Genomic DNA, 21,674 nt, shown 5'->3' on the forward strand with positions numbered 1-21,674 from the left:
CGGGACATATCAGGCTGGTTGACATATATCAGGTGTGTTGATATACCTGAAGGCATGACTTCAGATGTGGAATTCGAGTTCGAGTCGGCATACCGCGGCGACGGCGGTCCGTTTGGCGACGGCGTGCGCCCCCCGTGGAGCCTCGGTGTACCGCAGCCCGAGTTGGCCGCCCTGATCGAGCAGGGCAAGTTCAGAGGCGACGTCCTTGACGCCGGTTGCGGCGAGGGCGCCATTTCGCTGGCGCTGGCCGAGCGCGGGCACACCACAGTCGGTTTGGACTCCTCGCCCACAGCGATCCAACTGGCCCGGCAGGAAGCCGAGAAGCGGGGTGTGACCAATTCCACCTTCGCCGTCGCCGATATCACTGATTTCGATGCCTATCCTTCGGGCTCGGCCGGCCGTTTCCAGACCATCGTGGACAGCACGTTGTTCCACTCCATGCCCGTCGAGCTGCGCGAGGGCTACCAGCGCGCGATCGTCCGTGCCGCCGCGCCCGGCGCGTCGTACTTCGTCCTGGTCTTCGACCGGGCCGCGATATCCGGAGAAGGTCCGGTCAACGCCGTCACCGAGGCCGAATTGCGCGAGGTGGTCTCCAAGTACTGGGTGATCGACGAGATCCGGCCGGCCCGCATCCACGCCCAGGTCCCTTCCGGCATCGCCGAGATGCCCGGCTTCCAGGCGCGCGACGAGGGCGACGGTCGCAAGTCGGTCGGTGCGTGGTTGCTGTCCGCCCATCTGGGCTGATAGCAGCCACCGGCCAGGTGTATAGTCCGTCTAATGAAGGTGACTAAGCTGGCTACTTTCGCCGCCTTTGCGGTCGCCGCTGTCGGGTTTGCGGCGCCCGCGCAGGCCGACGATTACGACGCGCCTTTCAACGCTCAGCTGCACACATACGGCATCTACGGTCCGCAGGATTACAACGCCTGGCTCGCCAAGATCAGCTGTCAACGCATTGAGCGGGGCGTGGACGGCGACGCCTACAAGTCGGCGACCTTCTTGCAGCGCAATCTGCCGTTGAGGACCACGCAGGGTCAGGCGTTCCAGTTCCTCGGCGCCGCGATCGACCACTACTGCCCGGAAAACGTCGGTTTCCTGCAGCGGGCGGGCAGCTAACTCCCCATCGCGTCCAGCAGGGTCGTGCGCAGCAGATGGCACACCACCCTGCGGGCACCGGCGGTGTTCTCGTACCGCATCAGCCGGCCCAGGTCGACGACCAGACTGAACGCCGCATGCACGGCGAATCGTGCTTCGCCGGTACTGATCTCGGGTCTGGCCAGCGATACCTGACGCGCCCACGCCTCGACGGTCGCGTGCTGGATGCTGCGCAGCGCGGTCCGCTCGTCGGCCGGCACGTTGTTGCGTTCCGCGTAGTAGACGTAAGCCAGCTCGGGACGGGCAAAGGAACGGCGCACATAGGCATCGACCAGTCCGGCGACCGCGTCCGCCGGGCCGGCCGCCGCGGCCAGTATCTCGGACACATCGCCGGACACCCGGTCGGCCGCGCGCCGGTAGATGGTCGCCAGTATCGACCCCTTGCCGCTGAAGAAGCGGTACAGGCTGGTGGTGGGCAGGTTCGCCGCGGCCGCGATGTCGTCCATGCCGGTCTCGCGGTACCCCCGTTCGTTGAACAGCGTGATCGCGGCCTGCAGGATCTGTTCGTAGTCACCGACGTCGATGCCCGGCGCGGGCTTCGCCGCCGGAGCGGTGCCGGGTTCCTCGTCGGGCAGGTCGGTGTCGCGCACGGCACGCACGATCCGCGTCAGCGTGCTGCGGATCTGCGTCTCGGGCAGTTGCGCGCGGTGATCGGTGATGCTGCCGATGACGCTCAACACCGCCGAGGACAGCGTCCAGCGCTGACGCGAACCCACGTGCGGCCGCAATCGGGACAGCGGCTTGTGTAGCCGCCGGTTGACCAGCTTGATCTGCGCGTTGAGCACCGCTTGGTCCTCGGCTGCCAGATAACGTCCTTCCCAGCGGTACAGACCGCCACTGGCCCGATTCTTCAGCGTCGTGGTGATGAGCTCTGCCACAACGCGATCCCACGTCTGCTCGGCGTCCACATCCTCGCCGTCCCAGTCGTCGACGAAGGCCGTACACACCACCAACTGCTCGCCCAGATTCAGCACAGCCTCACGGAAGAGGTCGTACTTGCGGGCATAGTGCCGATAGAGCGACGCCGCCGTCACCCCGACGCGCGCGGCGATGAGCTCCATGCTCACGCCGTGGTAGCCGAGTTCGCTGAACGCCTCGGCCGAAGCTTGGGCGATTTGCTCTTTGCGGTCCTTGGGGCGGCGTCGTCGCTCGGCGGGCGAGTCGGACCCCGAATTGGGTTCCGACATAGACGAAGTCGCCATAGCCGTACTCTATCGGCTGGCGGATCTAGTGGTTCGGCCTTCGCGTGTCGAGGATGTCGAGAGCATTGGGCAACCCTTTGCGGTAGCGCAGCCGGTCCGCGGTCTTCAGCGGCACCCACCACGGCGCTTGAAAGAGATTGACCACCTTCGCCAATTGGCCCGAGTAGCCCGATGCCTGCAGTACGCCGTTGGCGGCGTACCGCCCTCCTTCGTTGGCGCCTTCCATCGTGGTCACGTTCTGGTCGGTCTGGATCCACTCCCCGGCCAGGAACAGGTTGTCGATGGCGGTGACCGCGCCGGGCCGGCGCGCCCACGAACCCGGATCCTGGATGAACAGCGGTTCGTCGTTGCGGACGTTGGGCGTGCCCGAGTCGATGATCGACGGATCCAGGAACCAGGAATGCACCATCGCATCGTCGACCACATGGCCGGTGTCGTTGAGGTGCGCCTTGATCTGCGCCCACGCTTCCTGCGCGATCTCAGCCGGCGTGCACTGCCGTGCGCTCTTGCCGTTGAAGTTTCCCGGCGTACTCCAATCCGAGATGATCGCCGAGAGGCAGTCTTTGGCGCCGCCGTCGCCGTATGTGGTCAGGCTGCGCTTCCAGAACTGCTCCTGGCTGATCGAGGTGAGGCCCCAGCCCGAGTCGACGTAGTTGACGTGCCCCTTGGTGACGTCGACACGCTCCCTCAGGTAGAACATCAGCCCGTTCATCCATTCGGTGCGCAACAGCGCGACGTTGGACAACGCCGGGTCGGCGGCGATCACGTCGGGAGTGAGTACGGCGGCGAGCTTTTCGCACGGGATCGCCGACACGTACCAGTCGGCGACCACCGGCTGCGGGAATCCGTTCCCGTCGACCACGGTGGCGGACGCGATGTGTGAGCCGTTGGGCGTGAGACGCGAAAGGGCTTGCCCCACCCGGAAAGTCACGCCCTTGGAGGTCAGGTGCTCGACCCAGGGGTCGATCCATTGGGAACTGGTCGGACCGTTGAGCACCCGGTCGAATCCCTTGCAGTCGCGGTCGTTGCCGAACAGCAGGATCGACCAGACCGATGCCTCGCCCACCAACCCGATCGAATGGGCGCTGGCGTCTTTGGATTTCGAGGCGGCCAGGTTGCGGATGATCCCGTCGGCGAGGTAGCGGTTGTATTCCGGCGACCTCTTGTTCGCGCCGATGTAGTCCTCCCACGTCATGTTGTCCCACTGGCCGAGCTTGCGTTCGGTGCAGCTGGTGACGTAGACGGCGAGTTTCTGTGCGGCATAAGCGGCCTCCCACAACGGGAGCCGGAACAACGTCTGAAATACGGTGGTGACCGATTCGACGAATGCCTTCGGGGTGATCGGGTTGGGAACGGTGGGCAACGGAAACGGCAGCGGGACAGTGAGATCGGCTCGCCCCAGCCCGGAGTGCAGGTACGACGTGGCCCGCGTCAGGTTGTTCCAGACGCCGTTGGCGTTGCCCGGGAACGGGATTCGGCGCATCGTGTCCGTGACGTTGCGATAGAAGCCGGGAAAGAACCGGAAGCCGTGTTCACCTGGCAGCGGGGTGGCGCCCGAGTTCGGCACCGGGATCGACCTGGCCTTGCCGCCAAGGGCTTTGCGTTCGTACACGGTCACGGTGTAACCGCGGTCCACCAGCTCGTGTGCCGCCGTCAATCCCGCTACCCCGGCTCCGAAGATGGCGACCGATTTTCCGGGAGCCGCCCGGCTGACCGGCATCGTGTACGACAGCGCGGCCGCGGCGGTAGCGGCGGTTGCGGCGAGCACCGACCGCCGTGACACCAATTGGGTGCTGCGCGGACTCACGCCAATAAGTTAATGGGTGTTCTGGCATTGTGGCGGTATTGCTTTCGGCGTTTCGCCGCGATGTGAAGGTGGGTTTTTGCTCTTGCACCGCGTCGGTGAAGTCAGCGCAGCGCCTTGTAGCCGGCGTGCAGGGCCACGATGCCACCCGTCAGGTTGCGCCACCGCACCGCCGACCAGCCGGACCGCGAAATCTCTTGCGCCAGTGCCGTCTGGTCGGGCCAGGCTCTGATCGACTCGGCGAGGTAGACGTAAGCCTCGGGGTTGCTCGACACCGCTCGCGCCACCCGCGGCAGCGCCTGCATCAGATACTCCTTGTAGGCGGTGGCGAACAAAGTGCTAGTGGGAGTGGAGAATTCGCATACCGCCAGCCGTCCACCGGGGCGGGTGACGCGGGCCATCTCGCGTAACGCGGCGCGGAAATCCACGACGTTGCGCAGCCCGAAGCTGATGGTGACCGCGTCGAACACCTCGTCCGCGAACGGCAACCGGGTGGCGTCCCCGGCGACCTTCGGTACCCGGCGGGCGCTCCCGGCTTCCAGCATCCCGACCGAGAAATCGGCCGCCACACACCACGCCCCGGACTTCGCCAGTTCCTCGGTGGAGACCGCGGTGCCCGCGGCCAGGTCCAGTACCTTCTGGCCGGACTTGAGGCGCAGCGCCGATCGGGTGGCCCGCCGCCAGAACCGGTCCTGACCGAACGACAGGACGGTGTTGGTGATGTCGTAGCGACGGGCGACGCCGTCGAACATCGATGCGACGTCCTTGGGATCCTTGTCGAGGTCCGCGCGATTCACCCGTTCGACGCTACCCGCTACGCGGCCTGAGCCCGTCGCGTCCCCAGCACCGCCTCGTAGTGCGCGAAGAGTTCCTCACAGATCGCCGCCCAGCTGCGGCCCAGCACACTGCGTCGCGCCGCCAGTGCGTAGCGCTGACGTTCGGCCAGCAGGTGGGCGACCGCGCCGGGTAGCAACGCCTCGAAGTCCTCGACGGGCAGCAACAGGCCGGTGCGGCGCGGGGTGACCAGATCGCGCGGGCCGCCGGCGTCGGGGGCGATGACCGGCAGCCCCGACGCCAGCGCTTCCTGCACGACCTGACAGAACGTCTCGTGCTCGCCGGGGTGCACGAAGACGTCCAAGCTGGCGTACGCGGTGGCCAACGCGTCGCCGTAGAGCGCGCCGGTGAAAACCGCTGTGGGCATTGCTGATTGCAGCTTGGCGCGGTCGACGCCGTCGCCGACGACGACGAGTCGTACCGCGCCGCCGGCCGCGAGAACCGCGAGCCTCTCGACGTGCTTCTCGGGGGCGAGTCGCCCCACGAAGCCGACGATCGGCTTTCCGTCCGGAGACCACAACCGTCGCAGCCGCTCGTCCCGAGCCGACGGCGCGAACCTGATCAGGTCCACCCCCCGCCCCCATCGGTGGACACGTGGGAAGCGCTGAGCGGCAAGGGTTTCCATGGTGGGAGTGGACGGCGCCAGGGTGCGGTCGGCCAGACTGTGCAGGTGCCGGAACCACGCCCAGGCGGCGCGGGTGGCCATCGGGATGCCGTAGCTCTCGGCAAATCCCGGTACGTCGGTCTGGTAGACGGCGACTGTGGGGACACCGAGGCGGCGGGCCGCCTTCAACCCGCCGTAGCCGAGCAGGGCCGGGGAGGCCAGATGCACCACGTCCGGGTCGAATCCCCGCAGCACCCGCAGCAGTCGCGGGGTCGGCACCCCGAGCGGCAGCGTGGTGACCTTGGGGAACATCCGCGACGGTGTGCGGTGCACCCGGATCCCGTCGTGCAGGCGGTCGGCTCGGGGCTGGCCGGGCGGGTTGTCGGGAGCGATCACCAGTGCTTCGTGACCGGCGCGGCGCAGCTGCTCGAGTATCCGGACGACCGAGTTGCTGACCCCGTTGACCTGCGGCAGGAACGATTCGGCGACGATTGCGACGCGCACGCCGTCAACCGTGGCAGCATCGACTGTCCTGGAGGTTGCCGACGGGGATACGCGACGCGAAATCAGTGCTTCAGGCGTTTGTCGAGCAGGGCGAGACCGATCAGCGCGATCGCGCCGGCCAACCAGGCCACCACGGCGATGGACCCGGCGGGGATGATGGCCAGCCCGGCGTTGCGGTGTTGCACCCGAACGAGGTTGGGATCCCTTTTGTTGTATTCGACGTAGATCCGCATGCCCTTGGCCAATTCGGACGGATACAACACGCCCAGTTCCGGCCGGTAGGTGACGCGCTCGGGTGTGACGAACTCGATGGTGGAGCGGCGGGGGCCGGCGCTGAGCACCTCGGCCTGGGCGACTCCCATATTGCGCCGGATCGCCAGGTCGTTGCGCCACGCGCCGGCCACCAGCAGCACCGACTGCAGCGTCACCAGGAACACCACGATCAACACCGCGATCCGCACCCAGCGCACGACGATGCGGGGTCGGGTGTCCGGTAGTTCTTCGGTGGTTCCGTGAATCAGGATGCGCGCCAACGCCTTCGGCGACTTCACAGGGCTGCCCGGATGGCGGCGTGCAGCTGCCGCAGCGACGAGCGGTCGGCCTTGACCTCCAGCACCCGCATCCCGCCGGCCGGTTCGTCCAGGGCCGGGCCCAACTCGTCGACCTCGATCTGCCGGCTCTCCACGTGATACGCCCGGCACAACGCGCCGACGTCGACGTCGTGCGGGGTGCCGAAGATCCGCGAGGACACGTCGGAGAACCGTGGGTCCCCCTGTTCGAGCAGCTCGAAGATGCCGCCGCCGTTGTCGTTGGAGACGACGATCGTCAGGTCGCGCGGGGTCGGCTCGGTGGGTCCGATCAGCAGTCCGGAACTGTCGTGCACGAAGGTCAGGTCACCGATGAGCGCGACTGTGCGGCCCTGGTCGACCCTCTCGTACGCGAGAGCCGCCCCGATCGCCGTCGACACCGTGCCGTCGATGCCGGCCACGCCCCGGTTGGACCGGACCTGGACACCGGAGGTGTTCAGCCCGACCAGCGCGACGTCGCGCACCGGGTTGGACGCACCCAATACCAGCTGGTCACCGGGGCGCAGCGCGTCGGCGACGGCGGCCGCGACGTGCAGGCCGGTGGTCAACGGGTGCTCGGCGAGCTGGCCGCGCACCGCATTCAGGGCCTGGCGGTTCAGGTCGGCGCAGCGGCGCAGCCAGGCCGGGTCGGGCGCGCCGCTGACGGCCGCCCGGGTGCCGGTGGCCTGGGAGTTGCCCGAGACGTCCGGCCAGCGCGGTCCCGTCGTCAACGCGTACACCGGAATGTTCGGGTCGGCCAACAGCGCCGACACCGGGCGGTGCAAGGTGGGGCGGCCCAGCATGATCACCTGACGCGGACGCAACAGCGGCAACGCCAACGGGTGCAACGGGTTGCTGCCGGCAACCGGCGCCGTCGGCTCGGCCACCGTCGGCAGATCGGCCAGGTTCGGGTACAGGGCCGCCCCGTGCCCGGCGATGACGACGGTGTCCGGGGTCAGGTCGATGTCCAGTGGCTGATCGAAGGTGACCGGCGGGGTGTAGGTCCACGGCTGGCCGTCGGGCCGACCCGGCGGGAGCGGCACGCCAATTGGATCGGCGTCGGGTACCAAGGGTTCGCGCAGCGGGATGTCGAACTGCACCGGACCGGCGTTGGCGCTGCGAGATCCGGTGGCGGCGGCCAGGACTCGGCAGGTGGCCGATCGCCAGGTCGCGTTGAGAGCATCCATCCGATCGGGCGCGTTTTCGGCCAGCCCGAGGCTGACGGCGGCCCGTACCTGGGTGCCGAAGTAGCCCAGCTGCTCCATGGTCTGGTTGGCTCCGGTGCCCAGCAGTTCGTAAGGCCGGTTGGCCGAGAGCACGATCAGCGGCACCCGCGCATAGTTCGCCTCCACCACCGCCGGGCCCAGGTTGGCTACCGCGGTTCCCGACGTCATCGCGATACACACCGGCGCGTCCGCCCCGACCGCCAAACCGATCGCGAGGAACCCGGCGGTGCGTTCGTCGATGCGCACGTGCAGCCGGATCCGTCCGGACCGGTCGGCGTCGTGCAACGCGAACGCCAACGGCGCGTTGCGGGAGCCCGGGCATAACACCACGTCGCGTACGCCGCCGCGGATCAATTCGTCGACGACGATGCGCGCCTGGGTCGTCGAGGGGTTCACCACTACAGGGTGTCACAACCGAGCGCCCTGACCGGCGGCACCGGCGCGCCAGTAGGATTTTCCGCTATGCCACTAGGTGATGGCGACGACTTTGCTGGATTCACCATCATGCGGCTCCTGGGGGCCGGTGGGATGGGCGAGGTCTACCTGGCCCGGCATCCGAGGCTGCCGCGGCTGGACGCACTGAAGATCCTGCCCACCTCGTTGACCGACGATTCGGACTTCCGGCAACGTTTCAACCGGGAAGCCGACCTCGCGGCCACGCTGTGGCATCCCAACATCGTGGGTCTGCACGATCGCGGTGAGTACGACGGTCAGCTCTGGATCACCATGGACTACGTCGACGGGACCGATGCGGCCCGCGCACTGCGGGATGCCGGACCGAGCGGCCTGCCCGAGCGCGACGTACTGGACATCGTCACCGCTGTCGCCGATGCGCTGGACTACGCGCATGAGCGAAATCTGCTGCACCGCGACGTCAAGCCGGCCAACATCCTGATCGCGTCGGACGCGGATCGACGGCGGATATTGTTGGCCGACTTCGGAATTGCGCGACGCGCTGACGACATCAGCGGTTTGACGGCGACCAACGTGACGCTCGGCTCGATCACCTACGCGGCCCCTGAGCAACTCATGGGCCAAGCCCTGGACGGTCGGGCCGATCAATATGCGTTGGGCGCCACAGCTTTTCACTTGCTGACCGGTGTGCTGCCGTACGAGTCTTCCAATGCGGCAGCCATTGTCGGCAAACATCTCACCGCGCCGCCGCCGCTGCTTGCCGAACACCGGCCCGACCTGGCGCGCCTCGATGCGGTGTTGACGAAGGCGATGGCCAAGGATCCGGCCCAGCGGTATGCGCGTTGTGCTGATTTCGCGCGGGCGCTTGCTGCGGCGATGGCAGGCACTTCGGCGCCGGTGACCGAGATGGCAGCGCCCCGACCGGTCGAGTTTGCGCCCGTCGAGCCGACGACCCAACACGCGCCGATCTGGCCGGGACCCATGGCGCCGACACCGTACCCGCCGATGCCGTATCCGCCGATGCCGGTGGCCACGCGTCCGCGCTGGCCGGCGATCGTGGTTCCGCTGGTGCTGGCGATGTTGCTGGCCGGCGCGCTCGCCTTCGCCGCGACGCAGGTGCTGCGTCCGCAGGCGCAGCCGTCCACCGCGGCACCGCAGTGGCAACCGTATGTCGACTACGCCAAGCAGTTCACGGTCTGGTTGACCAGCCTGAGAGCAGGATCCGCCGACAGCGACATCCAACGCCTCCTCGACGGCTCGACAGGCGAATTCCACGACGACTTCGCGAATCGAAGCTCCGAGTTCCGCAAGGTTGTCGAGCAGTCCAACGTCGACACCCAGGGATCCGTCAGCGGCGCCGCCCTGGACTCGATCAAGGGCACGACGGCCCAGGTACTGGTCGCGGCGACATCGAAAATAACCAACAGCAATGGCGCCAAGGACGAGCCACGTTCGTGGCGAATGATCATGCGGGTCGAGAAGGTCGGCGACGACTACAAGGTGTCCAAAGTGGAGTTCGTGTCGTGAGGCGCATCGCCTGGTGGCTCCTCATCGCCGGATTGACCGCCGCGACGCTCGCCGCCGCGTCGGTGGGCGGCTGGTTATTCATCACCAAGAGCCGGCACCCGCTCCCCGTGGCAGATCAAGCCGCAGCCCGACAGACGGTGGTCCAAGCCGCAAGTGACTGCACCGTGAAAATCCTGAGCTATTCGCTCGGCACCATGGACCAGGACTTCGCTGCGGCCAAAGCGTGCCTCACCGGCGACTTCCTGAACTACTACGACACGTTCACAAAACAAGTTGTCGCGCCGGCGGCGAAGGAAAGGAGCCTGGCGGTTACAGCAAAGGTTGCGCGGGCCGGGGTGGAGACCCTCATCAGAGATTCCGCGACGATCCTGGTTTTCGTCAATCAGACGACGAAGACCAAGGACGACCCGGAGCCAAAGAACACGGCAAGCTCTGTGCGCGTGAGCCTGACCAGGGTTCAGGGCAAGTGGTTGATCGAGAAGTTCAATCCGGTCTGACCTACGCCCTGACCCCGGCAAAGAACTTCAGTATCGCCGCGTTGACCGCCTCCGGCCGTTCCAAGAACCCGAGATGCCCACTGTCGGGGATCTGCAGATAGCGGCCGTTGGGCAGTGCGTCGGCGACCTCGCGTCCAAGATACGGGGGCGTGACGACGTCGTCGGAGAATCCGAGCACCAGCACCGGTGCGGCGATGTTGCGGTAGGCGGGCAGCCGGTTGCTCTGCGGCGAGACGTCCAGTTGGGTACGGAAGCCCGGCGTGAGCTTGGTGGGCCACATGCTGAACATCGCGATCCAGTCGGCGATCGCGGCATCGTCGTTGAGGGTCTTGCGCGAAAAGTTCTCCAGCAGACGGGTTTTCGCGTCGTAAGTGGCGGGCAGCTGCACGCCGGCCGCGTCCAGGTCGGCTTCGGCCCGGTGAAAGAACTGCCGGGAGCGGTCCAGTCGGCCGCGGGTCGCCATCAGCACCGCGGAGCTGACCAGTTCGGAGCGCACCACCATGAGTTCCTGCGCGATGAACGAACCCATGGACACCCCGACGATGCGGACCGGGCCCAGGTCCAGCGATTCGATGAGTGCGGCGGTGTCGGCGACCATGGTCGCCGTGGTGAATCCGCCGGCGTTCTCGGTGGCACCGATCCCCCGGTTGTCGAACGTGACGCAGCGGTATCCGGCGGCCAGGAACGCCGGGACTTGGTGCAGGTGCCAGGTGCGGCCGGCACCACCGCGACCGGCGATGAAGACAACCGGCTCACCGGTCCCCTTGTCGTCGTAAGCCAGGTTGATCACCCGGTCGACGGTACAAGCAACCGGTGGCAGGCCTTGACCCGGTCGATCCACCATTGCCGCCGATCCGCCGACGCTTTCAGCGCCTGCAACCGCGCCGGGTCGGGCCTCACCGCGCCGACCGGGAGGAAGCCGTCGACGGGCGCGGCGGGGTCGGCGACGTCCTCGACGAACAACCTTCCGGTGCCGAGCCCGCACGCGTGCCGCAGTTCCGGCAGCGCCGCGGCCGCAGCCAGTCCGCGGCTGATGCCGACGGCCGAATCGAGCGCGCTGGACACCACGATCGGGATCGGGATCTGCTCGGCGATCTTCAGCATCGCCGAAATGCCGCCCAGCGGAGCAACTTTGAGGACGGCCACGTCGGCGGCGGCGGCGCGCACCACGGCCAGCGGATCTTGCGCCTTGCGGATGCTTTCGTCGGCGGCCACCGGCACGTCGATCCGCCGACGCAGGTCGGCAAGCTCGGCGACGGTGGCGCAGGGTTGCTCCAGATACTCCAGCGGGCCATCGGCCGTCAGGGCCGCGGCGGCCTCGACGGCCTGCCTGACGTCCCACCCACCGTTGGCGTCCACCCGCACGGTCGGCACCAGCGCGCGCACCGCGTTCACCCGGGCTACGTCGTCGGCCAAACCCTGCCCCGGCTCGGCGACCTTGACCTTGGCGGTGCACGCGCCGGGAAAGCGGGCCAGCACGCCGGGAACCTCGGCGGCGCTGACGGCCGGGACGGTGGCGTTGATCGGCACCAGATCGCGGCGTACCGGCGGCGGCCGGCGATACGCGGCCTCGATGGCTGAGGCCAGCCAGTGTGCCGCCTCGGCCGGCCCGTATTCCAGGAAGGCGCCGAACTCGCCCCACCCGGCGGGACCCTCGATCAGCGCGACCTCGCGGGTGGTGATGCCGCGGAATCGGACCCGCATCGGCAACGCGACGACATGCAGGCGGTCCAGCAAGGCATCGAGGGCGGGGAGCGGAGGCATCAATGCAGGTTAAGCGGTCATTGTGATAATGTGATTCTCGTTAAAAGAGAAGGTTGTTCTTGAGTGGTGGAGGGAGCGTGGCGGTGAGACGGTCCGCCCGGCTTGGTCTGGTCGCCGCGGCCACCGTTGTGGCGGCGGCCGGCGTGGCCGGCGTCCGTGCGGCCCAGCGGGCATGCCGGCCAGGCGGCACCGTGAGCGAGGGCGTTCCGGTGGCGCAGCCGTCCGTCGGCCTCGGTGTTGCCGCCGCGCTCGACGCGCTGGTCGCCGGCCCGATGCCGGTGCTGTCCTCGCTCGGGTCGCCGGAGCATTACGCGGCGGCCTCGGCCGAACTCGACGCCGCCGTCGTCTACTACCGCGACGCCGGATGGTTCGACGAGCCCGCGCGTCGGCACCGGCGTCCCGACGCGCCCGACTGTCAGGTGGGATCGCTATCGAGCGGGATCGAGCTGGCCCGGTTCGACAGTGGTTGGCAGCCTGAGCCGGGTGAGCCCGGCGCGCAGCGCTGGATGTCGTTCGGCGCCAACGACTCCGTGCCGGTCCGGCTGCTGCGTCACCCGGGTGCGCCCCGACCGTGGCTCGTCGTCGTCCACGGGCAGGGGATGGGGCGGTCGTCCGACGTCAGGATGCTGCGTGTGCGTCGCCTGCACGAACTGCTGGGCATCAACGTCGCCCTCCCCGTGCTCCCCCTGCATGGCCCGCGCGCCGGCGGCTCATCCCTTTTCGGGTCCCCCTACCGGCAGTTCGCCTCGAACGTGTTCGCGACGAACAACGTGCTGGGGCTCACCCAGGCGGTGTGGGACATCCGGCGGCTGCTGCGGTGGCTGCGCGAGGACCAGCGGGCTCCGGCACTGGGTTTGCTCGGCGTGTCGCTCGGCTCGTATGTGATCAGCCTGCTCTCGACGCTCGAAGGCGATCTCGACTGCCTGGTCGCGGTGGTGCCGACCAGCGACCTGGCCGCGTCGATGCGGGTGGCGGCGCCGCTGACCCCGGTGCGGCGCCGGCTACACCGCGAGGTGCATGACGATCGGTCGACGCTCGTGCACCGGGTTGTGTCGCCGCTTGCCGGGCCGTGCCTGGTTCCCCGCGAACGGCGGCACATCGTGGCCGGCCAGGTCGACGGGATCGCCCCGCCCCGCGGCGCTGTCCAACTGTGGGAACACTGGGACCAGCCGTCGATCGCCTGGCGCCCGCGCGGCCACCTCACCGCATGGCGCGGCAGAGACTATGACGACCACATCGCCGCGGTCCTCACGTCGTGCGGACTGCGACACCAAGCAGAAAGGGGCGGCTATGCGCCAGCTGTCCAGCGCTGACTGGACGATGGTGTCACTCGACACCTCGAACGCGCACAACACCATCGGCATCGTCGGCATCTACGATCCCGCCACGCGCGGCGGCGAACCCGTCACCTACGAGGAAGTCCTGTCCTACGTCCAAGCGCGGCTGCACGTCGCCGAGAGTTTCCGGGAACGGCTCGTGCACGTACCCTTCGCGGCCGATCGGCCGTGGTGGATCCGGGACGGCGACTTCGACCTGGAGTACCACGTCCGGCACATCGCCCTGCCCCGGCCCGGGAGCTGGCGGCAGTTGTGCACCCAGATCGCCCGCATCCATGCCCGGCCCCTGGACCTGAGCCGGCCGCCGTGGGAGTTGTATCTGATCGACGGGCTCGACGGCGTCGACCACCTGCCCGAGGGCGCCTTCGCGGTGTTCCTCCGCGTGCACCATGCCGCCATCGACGGTGTCGCCGGGGCCGAGATCCTCACCGCGATCCATACCCACGAGCCCGACGGCGCGCCGCCACCTGCGCCCGAGGGCTACCACTGGGAACCCGACTCCGTCCCGTCCGATGCCGAGCTGCTCAGCCGCGCCGCGCTGCACGGCGTCATCCGGCCCTTCGACGTGCTGCGTCAGGTCCGCAAGGTCGCGGGCCAGCTGCCCACGATCGTGTTCGACAACCGGGACCCCGACGTCACGTCGCCCGCTTCGCTGCCCAAGGCGACCCGCTTCAACCAGGTGGTGTCGCCGCATCGTGTCTTCGGTACCGCCTACACGACGCTGGACGTCCTCAAGGAGATCCGTACCGCGATGCCGGAGGCCAAGATCAACGACATCGGCCTGGCGATCGTCGGCGGAGCCATCCGCCGCTACCTGCTCGACAAGGGCGAGCTTCCCGACCAGGCGATGGTGGCGATGATGCCGATCTCCGTCCGTCCCACCAGCACCCGCGCCAGCGGCGGGACGAGCTCGGCGACCAGCACTAAGACCAGCTCCAAGACGAGCGGCAACGAATATTCGGTGTCGCCGATCACGATGGCGACCGACGAGGCCGATCCGCTGGTCCGGCTGGCCCGCATCGTGGCGTCGACCGCGCATGTGAAGGAGTCCGGCGCCCATCCCGTGCGCTCGCTCATCGAGATGTCGGAGGAGGCGCTCGGCGGCCTGATGGGCACGGTGCAGCGGGCGGCGGTGCGCGCCCTGAGCCGGCGCGGGCGGACCGTTGCAGCCCACACCCTGGTGAGCAACGTGCCCGGACCGCTGACACCGATGTATTTCTGCGGCGCGCAGATGGTCGACACCACCGGGCTGGGCCCGGTGCTCGACGGGATGGGCCTGAACAACGGCATCGGCAGCTACGGCGACCGGGTGACGTTCTGCTTCACCGCCGACCGCGCCGCCCTGCCCGACCCCGAGGTGTACGAGCAGTGCCTGAGCGACGCCGTCGACGAACTGCTTGCCGCCGCCCGCGCGCGCAACGGCAGTTAGTGCACCCGCCGCCCCGCCAGATAGGTCGCGCGTACCTCGAGATCGGCGATCTGCTCCGGCGGCACGTTGCGCGGATCGGCGGACAGCACCACCAGGTCGGCGTACTTGCCGACTTCCAGTGAACCGATGACGTCGTCGGCGAACAGTTGCCAGGCGGCGTCGATGGTCTGGGCACGGATCGCCTGCTCGACGGTGAGCCGCTCTTCCGGACCGAGCACCCGTCCGCTCGGCGCCGTCCGGGTGGCGGCGACGCTGATGTTGCGCAGCGGTTCTTCCGGGGTGACGGGTGGGTCGTTGTGCAGCGAGATGCGCATTCCGGTGGCCACCGCGGATCCGGCCGGCATCCACCGGGAACCGCGCTCGGGCCCGAACAGGCCGTCGACGATGACGTCGCCCCAGTAATGGATCTGGTCGACGAAGATGCTGCAGGTGACGCCGAGCGCTTGAGCGCGCTGCAGCTGTTCGGGCCGGATGGCGCCGACGTGTTCGAGCCGGAGGCGGTGATCGTCGCGGGGATCAGCTTTCAGGGCTTCCTCGTAGACGTCGAGGATGGTGTCGACGCCGGCGTCGCCCTGCACGTGACAGGCCATCTGCCAGCCACGCGGGAAGTAGGCGCCGACGATCTCGGTGAGCTGCTCTTTGGTGTAGTTGGCGCAGCCGCAGGAGCCCGGTGTGATGCCGGCGCTGCGGGTGGCCGGGGTGTCCAGGTAGGGAAATGACAGCGCGATGTTGCCGATCCACGGCGAGCCGTCCACCCAGATCTTGATGCCGACCTGACGGATGATGTCGTCGCCCTGGCCGGGGGTCGCGTCGGTGTGCATTCCGGCGTTGGAGACTTCGTAGGTGCGCAGCCGGACGGTCAGCTCGTCGTGCAGTTGGGCGACCAGCGGACCGAACTTGGGATCGAACGCCATTTCCGAGCAGGTGGTCAGCCCGGCGCGGTTGAGGCGGGCGCATTCGGCGCGCAGCATGTCCGGGTAGGTGCCGGCTTGGATTGCCCCGCCCAGCAGCGGGAACACCGCGCCGATCTCCTCGGCGGTGCCGTCCAGCTCGCCGTCGGCGTCGCGGTTGTACTTGGCGCCCTTGGGGTCCGGGGTGTCGCGGTTGAGGCCGGCCTGGACGGCGGCTTTGGAGTTGAAGTACGCCTTGTGTCCGGAGTTGTGGATGATCACCAGCGGGCCGTCCGGTGCGATGTCGTCCAGCCAGCTCAGGGTCGGGTCGGGCAGCCCGGGTTGCAGCAGCGCGTCCCAGCCGTTGAGGTAGGCGCCTTCGGGCCCGCGCTTGGCGGCCTCCCGGCGCACCGTTTCGACGACGGCGTCAGGGTCGCGGATGGTGACCGGCCGGATGTCGACGATCCGGTCCGACAGCGCGATGGCCTCCATCAGCGGGTGACCGTGCGCCTCGATGAAGCCCGGCAGCACGCAGCCGTCACCGATGTCGACGGTCTGGGTGTCCGGGCCGAGGTGCTGCTCGACCTCAGCGCGGTCCCCCACCGCGACGATCCGGCCGTCGGCGATGGCGATCGCCTCGGCCGTCGGCCTGTTGTCGTCGACAGTCAGTACGGTTCCGGTGATGACGAGATCGGCACCTGTCATGTGCGCAAATACTAGTGATCGAGGGTGCCGGCTGACCGGAACTGCAACACGTTCTAGTCTCTTCTTATGAGTGACGATCTGTTGCGCAACCCGACCCACAACGGCCACCTGCTGGCCGGCGCACTCAAGCGGCACAAGAACCGGCCGGTGCTGTTCCTCGGCGACACCACACTCACCGGCGGTCAGCTGGCCGAGCGGGTCAGCCAGTACGTCCAGGCGTTCGAGGCGCTGAACGCCGGCACCGGGGTCACCGTCGGCCTGTTGTCGCTGAACCGTCCCGAAGTGCTGATGATCCTCGGCGCCAGCCAGACTCAGGGCTACCGCCGGGTGGCGCTGCATCCGCTGGGGTCGCTGGACGACCACGCCTACGTGCTCTCCGATGCCGGGGCGAGCTCACTGATCATCGACCCCAACCCGATGTTCGTCGAGCGCGCCCTGGGTCTGCTGGAGAAGGTGGACTCACTCAAGCAGATCCTGACCATCGGGCCGGTGCCGGAGGCTCTGAAGGATCGGGCGGTGGATCTGTCCGCCGAGGCGGCCAAGTACGAGCCGAAGCCGCTGGTCGTCGCGGACCTGCCGCCGGACCACGTCGGCGGCATGGCCTATACCGGCGGCACCACCGGCAAACCCAAAGGCGTGATGGGCACCACCGGAAACATCGCCACCATGACCCAGATCCAGCTCTCCGAATGGGAGTGGCCGGAGCACCCGCGATTCCTGATGTGCACGCCTCTGTCGCATGCCGGTGCCGCGTTCTTCACCCCGACGGTGGTCAAGGGCGGCGAGATGGTGGTGCTGGCCAAGTTCGACCCGGCCGAGGTGCTGAGAGTCATTGAGGAGCAACGCATTAAGGCCACCATGCTGGTGCCGTCCATGCTGTACGCGCTGATGGACCACCCGGATTCGCACACCCGGGACCTGTCCTCGCTGGAGACGGTCTACTACGGGGCCTCGGCGATCAACCCGGTGCGGCTGGCCGAGGCCATCCGGCGGTTCGGGCCGATCTTCGCGCAGTACTACGGCCAGTCCGAGGCGCCGATGGTGATCACCTACCTGCCCAAGGCCGACCACGACGAGAAACGGCTGACCTCGTGCGGGCGTCCCACGCTGTTTGCGCGGGTGGCGTTGCTGGGCGAGGACGGCCAGCCGGTGCCGCAGGGCGAGCCGGGTGAGATCTGTGTCAGCGGACCACTTTTGGCGGCCGGGTATTGGAATCTCCCCGAAGCCACGGCCGAGACGTTCAAGGACGGTTGGCTGCACACCGGCGACATGGCCCGCGAGGACGAGGACGGTTTCTACTTCATCGTCGACCGGGTCAAGGACATGATCGTCACCGGCGGGTTCAACGTGTTTCCCCGCGAGGTCGAGGACGTCATCGCCGAGCACCCTGCCGTCGCGCAGGTGTGCGTGGTCGGCACGCCGGACGACAAGTGGGGTGAGGCCGTGACCGCGGTGGTGGTGCTGCGCTCCGACGCAGCCCGCGACGACGCCGCGATCGAGAAGATGATCACCGAGGTGCAGGCGGCGGTGAAGGAACGCAAGGGTTCGGTGCAGTCGCCGAAGCGGGTGGAGATCGTCGACTCGCTGCCCCTGACCGGGTTGGGCAAGCCGGACAAGAAGGCCGTCCGCGCGCGGTTCTGGGAGGGCGCGGGCCGCGCGGTCGGCTAGCGGTGGTTGCGCGAGCAGACGCAAAAGCCCCTGAAACAGCGGTTTCAGGGGGGCTTTTGCGTCTGCTCGCGCCAAGAAGGTGACTACTGTGGCGGGCATGGCTGACAAGGTCAAACCGCCGTGGTGGCTCAAGCCGGCGAACAAGGTCTTCATCCAGATGTCGAAGCTGGGACTGAAGTTCGGCGGCGAGAGCCCCGTCGTGTTGACGGTCCCCGGCCGCAAGTCCGGCATCCCGCGCTCCACACCGATAACGCCGATGACCTACGCCGGCCAACGCTATGTCGTCGGCGGCTTCCCCGGCGCCGACTGGGTCCAAAACGTCAGAGCCGCAGGCGAAGTCACGCTGCAGCGCGGCCGCACCAGCGAGCGTATCCGGATGGTCGAACTCTCACCGCAGGACGCCAAGCCGGTGCTGCGGGCGTTTCCCACCGAAGTGCCGACCGGAGTCAGCTTCATGAAGAGGTCCGGTCTGATCACCGAGGGACGGCCCGAGGAGTTCGAGGCGCTGGCCGGGCGCTGCGCCGTGTTCCGTTTCGACCCGGTCTGATGCGCCGCGTGCTGCCCGCTGTGCCGCTGTTGTTCCTCGGAATCATCAACCCGCCGATCGCGTCCGCGTCACCCGGCTGCCCAGCCGGCGGCGCCGCCCCGCCGCCCGGTGCCGTCCAGCAGCAGGTGGGCGACCTCGACGGGGACGGCCTGCCCGACGCCTTGTGGATCGGCAGAGTGCCGGGTGCCGGCGGCGGCACCAACCGTGTCGTCGGTATCAGTACCGCCAGCGGAGCGTGCTCCCAGGTCGAAGTCTCATCGGCAAGCCCAATCCCGTTGCGCGCGTTGGCGATCGACGCCCAGGAAGACGGCAGCCACCAGGTCATCGTCAGCACCGGCCGCAACGCTCACCTCTACGCGTTCGCCGACTGCCGGCTCCAGACCGTCGTCGACGGTCACTACGGCAGGCCCTTCCTCTTCGACCTGGAGAACCTGGCCGGCAACGGCACCGGCGTCGGATGCAGCGACCTCGGCGACGGCCGCCGCCTCGTCGCGTTGCAGGCGCTCGACAACGGCGGCCAATGGACCGTACGCCGCACCGAGATCAACGTCGACGGTACCCGCGCCGCCACCGGCCGCTCCGATACCCTGACGGCCGCGTCACCGCAGGACCCGGCGGTGACCAGTGCACAGACGATCAGCTGCGGAACCCTGACGATCGACCAGGACGGAGTTCAAGAACCTTGAGCGACAACCCATTTGATGCCGAAATCTGGAAAGTGGTGGACAGCTTCGGCGAACTGACCGACATCACCTACCACCGCCACGTCACCGACGCGACCGTGCGGGTGGCGTTCGACCGGCCCGAGGTGCGCAACGCGTTCCGGCCGCACACGGTCGACGAACTGTACCGGGTGCTCGACCACGCGCGGATGTCTCCGGACGTGGGTGTGGTGCTGCTGACCGGCAACGGTCCCTCCCCCAAGGACGGCGGCTGGGCGTTCTGCTCGGGCGGCGATCAGCGCATCCGGGGCCGCAGCGGCTACCAGTACGCCAGCGGCGACACCGCGGACACGGTGGACGCGGCGCGGGCCGGCCGGCTGCACATTCTCGAGGTACAGCGGCTGATCCGGTTCATGCCGAAGGTGGTCATCTGTCTGGTCAATGGATGGGCGGCCGGCGGCGGACACAGCCTGCACGTGGTCTGCGACCTCACCCTGGCCAGCCGGGAGCACGCCCGGTTCAAGCAGACCGACGCCGACGTCGGCAGCTTCGACGGCGGTTACGGCAGTGCGTATCTGGCCCGTCAGGTGGGTCAGAAGTTCGCCCGCGAGATCTTCTTCCTGGGCCGGCCCTACACCGCCGAGCAGATGCACCGGATGGGGGCGGTCAACGAGGTCGTCGACCACGCCGATCTGGAGTCCGTCGGTGTGCAGTGGGCCGCCGAGATCAACGCCAAATCGCCTCAAGCACAACGGATGCTGAAGTTCGCGTTCAACCTGCTCGACGACGGCCTGGTGGGCCAGCAGCTGTTCGCCGGAGAAGCGACCCGGCTGGCCTACATGACCGACGAGGCCGTCGAGGGCCGCGACGCGTTCCTGGAGAAGCGTCCCCCGGACTGGAGCCCGTTCCCCCGGTATTTCTAGGCCCCGGCCCCCCGAGCGTCACGCTAGCGTGGCAATGACCGCCGAGCGTCACGCTAGCGTGACACTCGGGCAAAAGGGCGCCCGACCTAGACTCCGCACGTGAGCAAGAGTCCCCTGCGACGGTTATCCGATCAGCTGGTGCTGGCCAGCATGCGCCCGCCCGCGGCCCCCCAGGTACTGCTCAACCGGCCCGTCATCAAACCCGTAGACCTGGCCGGCAAACGCATCCTGCTGACCGGCGCATCCTCGGGCATCGGGGAAGCGGCCGCCGAGCAGTTCGCCGACCAGGGCGCCACGGTCGTCGTCGTCGCGCGCCGCCGGGACCTGCTGGACCAACTGGCCGAGCGCATCACCACCTCGGGCGGGACGGCCCTGTCGATGCCGTGCGACATCTCGGATATGGACGCCGTCGACGCCCTCGTTGCCGATGTCGAAGAACGTATCGGCGGGATCGACATCCTGATCAACAACGCCGGCCGCTCCATCCGCCGGCCGCTGGCCGAATCGCTGGAACGCTGGCACGACGTGGAGCGGACCATGGTGCTCAATTACTATGCGCCGCTGCGGCTCATCCGGGGGCTGGCGCCCGGGATGATCGAGCGCGGCGACGGTCACATCATCAACGTCTCGACCTGGGGCGTGCTGTCCGAGGCATCGCCGCTGTTCGCGGTCTACAACGCCTCCAAAGCCGCCCTCTCGGCGGTGAGCCGGATCATCGAGACCGAGTGGGGCCGCAAGGGCGTGCACTCGACGACCCTGTACTACCCGCTGGTGGCCACCCCGATGATCGCCCCGACCAAGGCCTACCAGGGGCTGCCCGCGCTGACGTCAACCGAGGCCGGCGAGTGGATGATCACCGCAGCCCGCACCCGGCCGGTGCGGATCGCGCCACGGATGGCGCTGGCGGCCAAGGCACTGAACACCGTGGGCCCTCGCTGGGTCAACAGTCTGATGCAGGGGCGCGGCTCGTGATAGACACGAGGACATGGAGATCCTCGCGAGCCGGATGCTCCTGCGTCCGGCGGACTACCAGCGTTCGTTGCGCTTCTACCGGGACGAGATCGGCCTGGCGATCGCCCGCGAATACGGCGCAGGGACAGTGTTTTTCGCCGGGCAGTCGCTGCTCGAACTGACCGGTTACGACGAACCCGACCACTCCCGGGGACCGTTCCCCGGCGCACTGTGGCTGCAAGTGCGCGACCTGCAGGCGACGCAGGCCGAACTGATCAGCCGAGGCGTGCCGATCGCCCGCGAAGCGCGGCAGGAACCGTGGGGTCTGCACGAGATGCATGTGACCGATCCGGACGGCGTCACACTGATCTTCATCCAGGTGCCCAGCGGTCATCCGTTGCGCACCGACACCCGTCAGTGAGCGCGGACGAACCCACGGTGAACTGACAGGTAACATCTGGCGACGAC

The 21,674-nt window shown here is 68.1% G+C and carries 21 protein-coding genes; 12 read left to right on the forward strand and 9 right to left on the reverse strand.

The genetic code is table 11. From position 1 onward, the window contains the following. Positions 1–54 precede the first annotated feature (54 nt). Both AC5Y4D_RS10355 and AC5Y4D_RS10360 read left to right on the forward strand, forming a co-directional pair. On the forward strand, positions 55–744 hold the full coding sequence (locus AC5Y4D_RS10355) for a class I SAM-dependent methyltransferase (protein WP_499944306.1): 690 nt from the start codon (positions 55–57) through the stop codon (positions 742–744). 33 nt (positions 745–777) lie between these two features. Beyond that, complete coding sequence (locus AC5Y4D_RS10360; RefSeq protein WP_499944305.1) at positions 778–1,113, forward strand: DUF732 domain-containing protein; 336 nt, start codon at positions 778–780, stop codon at positions 1,111–1,113. Here AC5Y4D_RS10360 and AC5Y4D_RS10365 read toward each other — a convergent pair. From AC5Y4D_RS10365 to menD, 6 genes are all read right to left on the reverse strand, one after another. Then, positions 1,110–2,354, reverse strand: a complete 1,245-nt coding sequence (locus AC5Y4D_RS10365; RefSeq protein ID WP_499944304.1) for a TetR/AcrR family transcriptional regulator — start codon at positions 2,352–2,354, stop codon at positions 1,110–1,112. The genes AC5Y4D_RS10360 and AC5Y4D_RS10365 overlap by 4 nt on opposite strands. Before the next feature lie 25 nt (positions 2,355–2,379). Then, on the reverse strand, positions 2,380–4,161 hold the full coding sequence (locus AC5Y4D_RS10370) for a hydroxysqualene dehydroxylase (protein ID WP_499944303.1): 1,782 nt from the start codon (positions 4,159–4,161) through the stop codon (positions 2,380–2,382). Positions 4,162–4,262: 101 nt separating this feature from the next. Continuing rightward, positions 4,263–4,955: a demethylmenaquinone methyltransferase gene (locus AC5Y4D_RS10375; protein ID WP_499944302.1), complete on the reverse strand. Its 693-nt coding sequence runs from the start codon at positions 4,953–4,955 to the stop codon at positions 4,263–4,265. A gap of 17 nt (positions 4,956–4,972) precedes the next feature. Continuing rightward, positions 4,973–6,100, reverse strand: a complete 1,128-nt coding sequence (locus AC5Y4D_RS10380; RefSeq protein WP_499944301.1) for a glycosyltransferase family 4 protein — start codon at positions 6,098–6,100, stop codon at positions 4,973–4,975. Positions 6,101–6,162: 62 nt separating this feature from the next. After that, on the reverse strand, positions 6,163–6,651 hold the full coding sequence (locus tag AC5Y4D_RS10385) for a DUF3592 domain-containing protein (RefSeq protein WP_499944300.1): 489 nt from the start codon (positions 6,649–6,651) through the stop codon (positions 6,163–6,165). Continuing rightward, a complete protein-coding gene (gene menD, locus AC5Y4D_RS10390) occupies positions 6,648–8,288 on the reverse strand; it encodes a 2-succinyl-5-enolpyruvyl-6-hydroxy-3-cyclohexene-1-carboxylic-acid synthase (RefSeq protein ID WP_499944299.1) in 1,641 nt (546 codons plus the stop codon). The genes AC5Y4D_RS10385 and menD overlap by 4 nt, the downstream gene beginning before the upstream one ends. A gap of 66 nt (positions 8,289–8,354) precedes the next feature. Here menD and AC5Y4D_RS10395 point away from each other — a divergent pair, with 66 nt between their 5' ends. Both AC5Y4D_RS10395 and AC5Y4D_RS10400 read left to right on the forward strand, forming a co-directional pair. Beyond that, positions 8,355–9,833 (forward strand): serine/threonine-protein kinase, encoded by a 1,479-nt coding sequence (locus AC5Y4D_RS10395; protein WP_499944297.1) that lies wholly within the window; start codon positions 8,355–8,357, stop codon positions 9,831–9,833. Next, the gene (locus AC5Y4D_RS10400; RefSeq protein ID WP_500037122.1) at positions 9,830–10,330 is read left to right on the forward strand and encodes a hypothetical protein; all 501 of its coding nucleotides are present in this window, start codon (positions 9,830–9,832) and stop codon (positions 10,328–10,330) included. The genes AC5Y4D_RS10395 and AC5Y4D_RS10400 overlap by 4 nt, the downstream gene beginning before the upstream one ends. Position 10,331: 1 nt before the next feature. Here AC5Y4D_RS10400 and AC5Y4D_RS10405 read toward each other — a convergent pair whose 3' ends face one another. Both AC5Y4D_RS10405 and AC5Y4D_RS10410 read right to left on the reverse strand, forming a co-directional pair. Further along, on the reverse strand, positions 10,332–11,120 hold the full coding sequence (locus AC5Y4D_RS10405) for an alpha/beta fold hydrolase (RefSeq protein ID WP_499944295.1): 789 nt from the start codon (positions 11,118–11,120) through the stop codon (positions 10,332–10,334). After that, a complete protein-coding gene (locus AC5Y4D_RS10410) occupies positions 11,117–12,097 on the reverse strand; it encodes an o-succinylbenzoate synthase (protein WP_499944293.1) in 981 nt (326 codons plus the stop codon). The genes AC5Y4D_RS10405 and AC5Y4D_RS10410 overlap by 4 nt, the downstream gene beginning before the upstream one ends. A gap of 80 nt (positions 12,098–12,177) precedes the next feature. Between AC5Y4D_RS10410 and AC5Y4D_RS10415 the strand changes: the two genes are divergently transcribed. Further along, positions 12,178–13,407: an alpha/beta hydrolase family protein gene (locus AC5Y4D_RS10415; RefSeq protein WP_499944292.1), complete on the forward strand. Its 1,230-nt coding sequence runs from the start codon at positions 12,178–12,180 to the stop codon at positions 13,405–13,407. After that, positions 13,385–14,860 (forward strand): wax ester/triacylglycerol synthase family O-acyltransferase, encoded by a 1,476-nt coding sequence (locus tag AC5Y4D_RS10420; protein WP_499944291.1) that lies wholly within the window; start codon positions 13,385–13,387, stop codon positions 14,858–14,860. The genes AC5Y4D_RS10415 and AC5Y4D_RS10420 overlap by 23 nt, the downstream gene beginning before the upstream one ends. On the opposite strand, the gene AC5Y4D_RS10425 is transcribed toward AC5Y4D_RS10420, so the two are convergent. Then, complete coding sequence (locus AC5Y4D_RS10425) at positions 14,857–16,455, reverse strand: amidohydrolase (protein ID WP_499944290.1); 1,599 nt, start codon at positions 16,453–16,455, stop codon at positions 14,857–14,859. The genes AC5Y4D_RS10420 and AC5Y4D_RS10425 overlap by 4 nt on opposite strands. 66 nt (positions 16,456–16,521) lie before the next feature. Here AC5Y4D_RS10425 and fadD8 point away from each other — a divergent pair, with 66 nt between their 5' ends. From fadD8 to AC5Y4D_RS10455, 6 genes are all read left to right on the forward strand, one after another. After that, the gene (fadD8, locus tag AC5Y4D_RS10430) at positions 16,522–18,123 is read left to right on the forward strand and encodes a fatty-acid--CoA ligase FadD8 (RefSeq protein WP_500037123.1); all 1,602 of its coding nucleotides are present in this window, start codon (positions 16,522–16,524) and stop codon (positions 18,121–18,123) included. Between the two features lie 97 nt (positions 18,124–18,220). After that, the gene (locus AC5Y4D_RS10435; protein WP_500037124.1) at positions 18,221–18,670 is read left to right on the forward strand and encodes a nitroreductase family deazaflavin-dependent oxidoreductase; all 450 of its coding nucleotides are present in this window, start codon (positions 18,221–18,223) and stop codon (positions 18,668–18,670) included. After that, positions 18,670–19,356, forward strand: coding sequence for a hypothetical protein (locus AC5Y4D_RS10440; protein ID WP_500037125.1), 687 nt, complete (start codon positions 18,670–18,672; stop codon positions 19,354–19,356). Before AC5Y4D_RS10435 ends, AC5Y4D_RS10440 begins: the two co-directional genes overlap by 1 nt. Beyond that, complete coding sequence (locus AC5Y4D_RS10445) at positions 19,353–20,255, forward strand: 1,4-dihydroxy-2-naphthoyl-CoA synthase (RefSeq protein WP_499944285.1); 903 nt, start codon at positions 19,353–19,355, stop codon at positions 20,253–20,255. Before AC5Y4D_RS10440 ends, AC5Y4D_RS10445 begins: the two co-directional genes overlap by 4 nt. A gap of 99 nt (positions 20,256–20,354) precedes the next feature. Next, positions 20,355–21,227 carry an SDR family oxidoreductase gene (locus tag AC5Y4D_RS10450; RefSeq protein ID WP_499944284.1) on the forward strand — a complete coding sequence of 291 codons (873 nt, stop codon included), beginning with the start codon at positions 20,355–20,357 and terminating at the stop codon, positions 21,225–21,227. Positions 21,228–21,240: 13 nt separating this feature from the next. Then, positions 21,241–21,627 (forward strand): VOC family protein, encoded by a 387-nt coding sequence (locus tag AC5Y4D_RS10455; RefSeq protein ID WP_499944283.1) that lies wholly within the window; start codon positions 21,241–21,243, stop codon positions 21,625–21,627. The last annotated feature ends 47 nt before the right edge of the window (positions 21,628–21,674 follow it).

The organism is Mycobacterium sp. NGS67 (genome assembly GCF_059812185.1).